The sequence below is a fragment of the Rhodopirellula sp. JB055 genome (assembly GCF_043100905.1).
In the GTDB taxonomy this organism is placed as follows: Bacteria; Planctomycetota; Planctomycetia; order Pirellulales; family Pirellulaceae; genus Rhodopirellula.
The window spans coordinates 1-6,134 of sequence record NZ_JBICHO010000331.1; the positions used below are offsets into that span (position 1 = coordinate 1).

Here is a 6,134-nt window from a genome sequence, read left to right on the forward strand (position 1 = left end):
AAAGGGTTTCACCACAAGACAACCAACACCGACTCAAGGAACCACTTGAATCGAGTCGATGACCATTGCCTCGCTTGACAGAAACACCGAAAACAACGAGCAAGCCCAGTCGAAAAACGCGACCATCAGCGTGAACTGAGCCCATTCGACCATCCGCCTAGAGCAATCCTGGCAATTTCAACGGCTTTTTTTCATCAATTGTTCAAAAGCCGTTGACGCTCGGTGACGTCAACCGTACATTCTCGCCTCCTCACAGCAAAGTTGCAGTGAGGAACAGACTCGTATCCCGTTCCCGACTTGGAAGTAAGCAGTGTCAACCGGCCCCAGCGAAGTCATCCGCATTCGAATGGAAGCGTACGACCATGCCGTGCTGGACCAGAGTGCCCGCGACATTGTCGACACCGTCAAAGCGACCGCCAGCATCGTGCATGGCCCCATCCCTTTGCCGACCCGAATCGAACGCTACACAGTCCTGTCGAGCCCCTTCGTCAACAAGAAGGCTCGCCAACAATATGAAATCCGAACGCACAAGCGTTTGGTGGACATCGTTCAGGCTTCCGCCAAGACGATCGAAGCACTCAACAAGCTAAGCCTGCCGGCTGGTGTCGATATCAAGATCAAGGCGTCCGCCCGCTGATTGGTCGACAATCGCATTTCGCAACCCCGGCACTCAACTGACAAAGAGCCAACACTGACCCGCAAAAGCAAGACACCTTGCTAGCAAAGTCAGCCCTTCACCGGCCTCCCAGTCAGGACAAGATCAGTCCCCACGGCAAACGCCACTCCACCGGGGACCGACTCAAGTTAACCCATCACACACACGAATTGGTCACGGTTTTCCGCATGGACGGAAGTCGCGGCGAAATCACTCAGACCCGGCACACACCGGATCACTGAGCCGATCGCCACGAAGGTCTCGGAACTCCTAACGAATCGCACATCGCTCGCTTACGGCGGGCAGGAACTGTTATGTCACCATCTATCCTTGGCCGCAAAATCGGGATGACTCAGATCTTCCTGGAAGACGGAACCGCTGTTCCCGTCACGGTCGTGCAAGCTGGCCCTTGCCACGTGCTGCAAGTCCGCAGCAAAGAACGGGACGGCTACGAAGCCGTTCAACTGGGTTTCGAAGACAAACCACGACGCCTTGCAAAACGCAGCGAACGTGGCCAAGTCGCAACGATCGAAAGCAAACGCTCCAAAAAGCGTTCCGCTGCTGGCATCGAAGCCCCCGCCAAGGCCGATTGTGAACCACAACGATTCATCCGCGAGTTCCGCGGATCAGCAGACGCCAATGTCGGCGACACTCTGACGGTCGAACAATTCAACGACGTCAAGAAGGTCGATGTCACCGGCACCAGCAAAGGACGCGGATTCGCCGGCGTCATGAAACGCCATAACTTTGCTGGCCAACGCGCCACTCACGGCGTGAAAAAGTGCCACCGCCACGCTGGTGGTACCGGCATGAGTGCTTCGCCAAGCCGGACGTTCAAAGGCAAACGAATGGCAGGGCAGTACGGCAACGCCAACGTCACCACCCGCAACCTGGAAGTCGTACGCGTCGACGCAGAAAACAACCTGCTCATGATTCGCGGTGCGGTCCCTGGCGCCAACGGCGGCTTTGTCTCGATTCGTCAAACCAACAAAGTCGGCTGAGGAACACACACATGGCAAACCTACCTATCCTCGACGCCTCCGGCAAAGAAGTCGGACAGTACGAGATCGACACCGAACAGATCGCCAACCGAGTCAGCAAGCAATTGCTGCACGACGTTGTGGTCATGTACCAAGCCAACAAACGCCAAGGCTCGCACAACACGCGAACCCGTGGCCAAGTCAGCGGCACCAACAAAAAGATGTACCGCCAAAAAGGGACCGGCAACGCTCGTGCTGGATCCAAGCGAACCAACGTTCGACGTGGTGGTGGTGTTGCCCGAACCGTCAAACCTCGCGACTACAGCTACCGACTGCCAAAGAAAGCGATCAAGATCGCCACTCGCATGGCGATCCGCTCGCGAATCGACGACGGCGAGATGATCGTCATCAACGAACTCAAGCTGGACGCACCGAAGACCAGCCAAATCGCCCAGATCCTCAAGAACCTGGGACTCGAAGACACGACCACGCTGATCGCAACCGCTAACGATGACCAAGTCATCTACAAAAGTGGCCGCAACATCGCTGGCGTGACGGTAGAACCCGTTCGCCAACTGAACGCACTGACCCTGCTGACTCCGAAACGTGTGCTCTTCACTCAAGAAGCACTCGACCGAGTCAAGGACGGCACATTCGCCGGTTCAACCCAGAACACCAACGAAGCGGAGGCAGCGGCCTAACATGTCTGCGATCCAACCACCCAAACCTGTTGAACGCAAGATCGAACTGGAACCCCACCAGATCTTGCTCAAGCCGCTCGTGACCGAAAAAGGCGTGCACCGCGCGACACGGAACAACCAATACGCGTTCCAAATCCACCGCGACGCGACCAAGATCGACGTCAAAAAAGCAGTTGAACACCTGTTTGACGTCAAAGTACTGAAGGTCCGCACCCAAACCCGCAAAGGGAAATCACGCCGGTTCCGAAACAAGATCGGACGAACCAGCGATTGGAAAAAGGCGATCGTTTCGCTCCACGAAGATCATCGCATCGACTTCTTCTAAGACAGCGAAGCGAGTCCAGGGTTCACCCTGACTCCGCCACCAATCCACACCACACACTTCCGCGCACAGAAACAGCTCGCAAGAAAAAGCGATACTCATGGGCATCCGAATCTACAAGCCGACCAGCGCCGGCCGACGCAACGCGTCGGTCAGCGACTTCAAGGAACTGACTCCTGGCTACAAGCCAGAACGTTCTTTGCTGCGTCCAAAGACCAAAACTGGCGGACGGAACAACCAAGGCAAAATCACCTCCCGTCACCGCGGCGGTGGACACAAGCAGAAGTATCGCGTCATTGACTTCCGTCGCGTGAAAGACGGTGTGGTGGCGACGGTTGATTCGGTTCAGTACGACCCAAACCGTACCGCCCGAATCGCCTTGCTGAAGTACCCCGATGGCGAAAAGCATTACGTGATCGCCCCCGCAGGCGTCGCTGCTGGCGACAAACTGCAAAACGGCCCTGTAGCCCCACCCGTGGTCGGCAATTGCCTGCCACTAAAAAACATCCCACTGGGCACTTCCGTCTGCTGCATCGAAATGCGTGCTGGTCGTGGTGCAGTGATGTGCCGGTCCGCTGGAACGCAAGCAACACTCCAAGCCCGCGAAGCGGACTGGGCCCAGTTGCTGTTGCCATCCGGTGAAGTTCGCCGTGTTCCAAGTGCCTGCCGTGCAACCATCGGCCAGGTTGGAAACAGTGACCACATGAACGTGGTACTTGGCAAGGCTGGACGTTCACGTTGGCTCGGTCGCCGACCACACGTTCGCGGCACAGCCATGAACCCAATCGATCACCCACACGGTGGTGGTGAAGGCCGAACGAAGGGCGGACGTCACCCAGTCAGCCCATCGGGCAAGAGCGCGAAGGGCGGAGCAACCCGTCAAAAACGCAAACCAAGTAATTCGTCGATCGTTCGCCGACGCAAGAGTCGTCGCTACGGTCAATTGAAACTCCACAAGTAGGCCACCCTTTCAGCGGCAACTCCGGTAACAAATCATGAGTCGAAGCAGTAAGAAGGGTCCTTTTGTAGACCCAAAAGTCTTTTTCAAAGTCCAGAAGGCAGCCGAAACGGGCTCCAAGGAACCGATCAAGACATGGGCACGATCCTGCACGATCGTTCCTGAATTCGTGAACGTCACGTTCATGGTTCACAACGGCCGCCAGCACATCAAGGTGCTGGTGACGGAAGACATGGTGGGACACAAACTCGGCGAGTTTGCTCCCACAAGGACCTTCAAAGGTCACGGCGGCAAGGGTAAACGCTAGTCCATAGCGGCCCTCCATCCGGTTGGTGAAATTCACGAGTCAAACGATTTAGCGACAGACATGTCCCAATTCAACGCATATCACAAGAACGCCCGCATCAGCGCACAAAAAGTGCGTTTGGTTGCTGACCTGGTTCGCGGCATGTTTGCCGACGAGGCCTTGGACACCCTGAAGTACCAACCGCAACGCGGTGCCCGGATGCTTGAAAAGGTGATCAAGAGCGCTGTCGGTAACGCCCAAGACCCTGATCAGAACAGCGGACGCAGCCACCGCATTGAAGAACTGGTCATCACCGACGTTCGCGTCGACGGTGGCCCCATGTTCAAACGAATTCAGCCGCGAGCACGCGGGATGGCGTTCATGATCAAGAAACGATCAAGCCACATTCGTGTTGGCCTGACCCACATCGAAAACATCTAAGACGGTTCCCGTTGGGCCAAACGCTCGACTCGAACAACGACACCAGACACAGCACCGTTTATTTAACCCCCTGCCTTCAGCACTCAGCACTCTCCCATGGGTCAAAAAGTCAATCCGATTGCGTTTCGTACCGGCGTCACCCGTGGTTGGGGAAGTCGTTGGTATGCCTCGAAGCAGGATTTTTCAGATCTGCTGGTGGAAGATCGCAAGATTCGCGAGTTCATCACCAAGCACCCGAAGAAATCACAATACAAGAGCGCGGGGATCGATCGCATTGAGATCGAACGCACGCGAGACGAAGTCCGAGTGATGCTGTACGTTGCTCGACCAGGTTTGATTATCGGTAAGAAGGGTCAAGAAATTGAGATCCTGCAAGCCGAACTGCAAAACTTGGTCGGTCGCCGCATCAACTTGAAAGTCGAAGAAGTCGGTCGTCCAGAACTGCAGGCCCAATTGGTTGCAGAAGACATTGCTCAACAGCTGGCAAAACGATCGAGCTTCCGACGCACGATGAAACGAATGCTCGAACAGACGATGGACGCTGGTGCAAAGGGCATCAAAATCCAAATGGCAGGTCGACTGGGCGGTGCCGAAATGGCCCGTCGCGAAAAGCAAAGTGCTGGCTCAATCCCATTGAGCACGCTACAAGCCAAGATTGATTACGGATTCACCGAAGCGATGACGCCACAGGGGCACATCGGGATTCAAGTGTGGATTAACCAAGGTACTTACGGAGACGACAACGATGGCGCTGATGCCCAAACGGGTCAAGCATCGAAAAAGCCAAAGAGGTCGTATAAAAGGTAACGCGACTCGCGGCAATACGGTCGTCTTTGGTGATTACGGTATCCAATCTCTGGATGCTGGCTGGATCAAAGCAACGACGATCGAAGCCGGACGAATCGCAGCCCAGCAATACGTTCGCGGCCAAGGCAAGCTCTACATCCGAATTTTTCCCGACAAGTCTGTGACCAGCACTCCGCTGGAAACACGGATGGGGAAAGGTAAAGGGGAGCCTGACTTTTGGGCCGCGGTCGTCAAGCCGGGAACCATTTTATACGAACTCAGTGGCGTGACCGAACAACAAGCCAAAGTGTGCTTTGCACGACTGGCGAGCAAGATGCCGGTCAAAGTCCGTTTTGTTGAACGCCGTTCTGCGTGATCGCGTTTGCGAACATGTGGATTTGGCGGGTCGATGACCGAGTTTCGGCCAACCGACTTCAGCTTACAGGAACAACGTGGATGATCGAAACATCGATTATTCCGTTGATCGGGATAGTGGAGTCGTCCGGTTCGCAAACCAAACGATTCTGGCCTTTGAACGATTCATCCCCTTTGACCTTTGTCTAATTCGATGACCAAATTGACCGAACTTCGCGAAATGAGCGACGAACAGCTCGAAGCGACTGCGAAAGAAGCCGCCGAAACCTTGTTTCGCCTGCGGTTCCAATCCCAGTCCGAACGACTGAACACGCCAAGCGAAATCAAGAAGAACCGAAAAACGATCGCTCGCGTTAAGACGATCCAAACTGAACGTCAGCTTGCTCAGCCGCAAGCCTAATTGACGAACAACACTCACCCATTCATTCACAGCACGTCCACCTAGCACCATGCCCAAACGCGTCGTAGCCGGAATTGTGACCAGCGACAAAATGAGCAAGACGCGTCGCGTCGAAATCGCTCGTTTGGTCAAGCATCCAAAATACAAGAAGTACATTCGCCGCCGCACGGTGTGTCACGTTCACGACGAGAACAATGAGTCGGGTGTTGGCGACAAGGTCGAGATCATCG

The 6,134-nt window shown here is 55.3% G+C and carries 11 protein-coding genes; all 11 read left to right on the forward strand.

Features of this window, described 5'->3' with window-relative positions; translation table 11 throughout:
* Nucleotides 1-310: 310 nt before the first annotated feature.
* Nucleotides 311-637 (forward strand): 30S ribosomal protein S10, encoded by a 327-nt coding sequence (gene rpsJ / locus ACF8AM_RS13065; protein WP_007326795.1) that lies wholly within the window; start codon nucleotides 311-313, stop codon nucleotides 635-637.
* A gap of 332 nt (nucleotides 638-969) precedes the next feature.
* Nucleotides 970-1,656 carry a 50S ribosomal protein L3 gene (gene rplC / locus ACF8AM_RS13070; RefSeq protein WP_392556053.1) on the forward strand — a complete coding sequence of 229 codons (687 nt, stop codon included), beginning with the start codon at nucleotides 970-972 and terminating at the stop codon, nucleotides 1,654-1,656.
* A gap of 11 nt (nucleotides 1,657-1,667) precedes the next feature.
* The gene (rplD, locus tag ACF8AM_RS13075) at nucleotides 1,668-2,336 is read left to right on the forward strand and encodes a 50S ribosomal protein L4 (RefSeq protein WP_392556054.1); all 669 of its coding nucleotides are present in this window, start codon (nucleotides 1,668-1,670) and stop codon (nucleotides 2,334-2,336) included.
* 1 nt (nucleotide 2,337) lies between these two features.
* Nucleotides 2,338-2,661 (forward strand): 50S ribosomal protein L23, encoded by a 324-nt coding sequence (gene rplW, locus ACF8AM_RS13080; RefSeq protein ID WP_392556055.1) that lies wholly within the window; start codon nucleotides 2,338-2,340, stop codon nucleotides 2,659-2,661.
* Nucleotides 2,662-2,758: 97 nt separating this feature from the next.
* A complete protein-coding gene (gene rplB, locus ACF8AM_RS13085; RefSeq protein ID WP_392556056.1) occupies nucleotides 2,759-3,619 on the forward strand; it encodes a 50S ribosomal protein L2 in 861 nt (286 codons plus the stop codon).
* A gap of 34 nt (nucleotides 3,620-3,653) precedes the next feature.
* Nucleotides 3,654-3,923 (forward strand): 30S ribosomal protein S19, encoded by a 270-nt coding sequence (gene rpsS, locus ACF8AM_RS13090; RefSeq protein ID WP_007326800.1) that lies wholly within the window; start codon nucleotides 3,654-3,656, stop codon nucleotides 3,921-3,923.
* A gap of 60 nt (nucleotides 3,924-3,983) precedes the next feature.
* On the forward strand, nucleotides 3,984-4,343 hold the full coding sequence (gene rplV, locus ACF8AM_RS13095; RefSeq protein ID WP_392556057.1) for a 50S ribosomal protein L22: 360 nt from the start codon (nucleotides 3,984-3,986) through the stop codon (nucleotides 4,341-4,343).
* 96 nt (nucleotides 4,344-4,439) lie between these two features.
* A complete protein-coding gene (gene rpsC / locus ACF8AM_RS13100; RefSeq protein WP_392556058.1) occupies nucleotides 4,440-5,150 on the forward strand; it encodes a 30S ribosomal protein S3 in 711 nt (236 codons plus the stop codon).
* The gene (rplP, locus tag ACF8AM_RS13105; RefSeq protein ID WP_011121605.1) at nucleotides 5,089-5,505 is read left to right on the forward strand and encodes a 50S ribosomal protein L16; all 417 of its coding nucleotides are present in this window, start codon (nucleotides 5,089-5,091) and stop codon (nucleotides 5,503-5,505) included. The genes rpsC and rplP overlap by 62 nt, the downstream gene beginning before the upstream one ends.
* Before the next feature lie 192 nt (nucleotides 5,506-5,697).
* Nucleotides 5,698-5,904, forward strand: a complete 207-nt coding sequence (gene rpmC / locus ACF8AM_RS13110; RefSeq protein ID WP_392556059.1) for a 50S ribosomal protein L29 — start codon at nucleotides 5,698-5,700, stop codon at nucleotides 5,902-5,904.
* Between the two features lie 49 nt (nucleotides 5,905-5,953).
* Nucleotides 5,954-6,134: uS17 family ribosomal protein (locus tag ACF8AM_RS13115; RefSeq protein ID WP_392556060.1), on the forward strand; the 181-nt coding region annotated here is incomplete at its 3' end.

What these genes read in the sequence shown, in the direction of transcription:
- rpmC (WP_392556059.1), top strand. Translation starts at nt 5,698, where the DNA reads ATGACCAAATTGACCGAACTTCGCGAAATGAGCGACGAACAGCTCGAA.
- rpsC (WP_392556058.1), top strand. Translation starts at nt 4,440, where the DNA reads ATGGGTCAAAAAGTCAATCCGATTGCGTTTCGTACCGGCGTCACCCGT.
- rpsS (WP_007326800.1), top strand. Translation starts at nt 3,654, where the DNA reads ATGAGTCGAAGCAGTAAGAAGGGTCCTTTTGTAGACCCAAAAGTCTTT.
- rplW (WP_392556055.1), top strand. Translation starts at nt 2,338, where the DNA reads ATGTCTGCGATCCAACCACCCAAACCTGTTGAACGCAAGATCGAACTG.
- rplC (WP_392556053.1), top strand. Translation starts at nt 970, where the DNA reads ATGTCACCATCTATCCTTGGCCGCAAAATCGGGATGACTCAGATCTTC.
- rplD (WP_392556054.1), top strand. Translation starts at nt 1,668, where the DNA reads ATGGCAAACCTACCTATCCTCGACGCCTCCGGCAAAGAAGTCGGACAG.
- rplV (WP_392556057.1), top strand. Translation starts at nt 3,984, where the DNA reads ATGTCCCAATTCAACGCATATCACAAGAACGCCCGCATCAGCGCACAA.
- rplP (WP_011121605.1), top strand. Translation starts at nt 5,089, where the DNA reads ATGGCGCTGATGCCCAAACGGGTCAAGCATCGAAAAAGCCAAAGAGGT.
- rplB (WP_392556056.1), top strand. Translation starts at nt 2,759, where the DNA reads ATGGGCATCCGAATCTACAAGCCGACCAGCGCCGGCCGACGCAACGCG.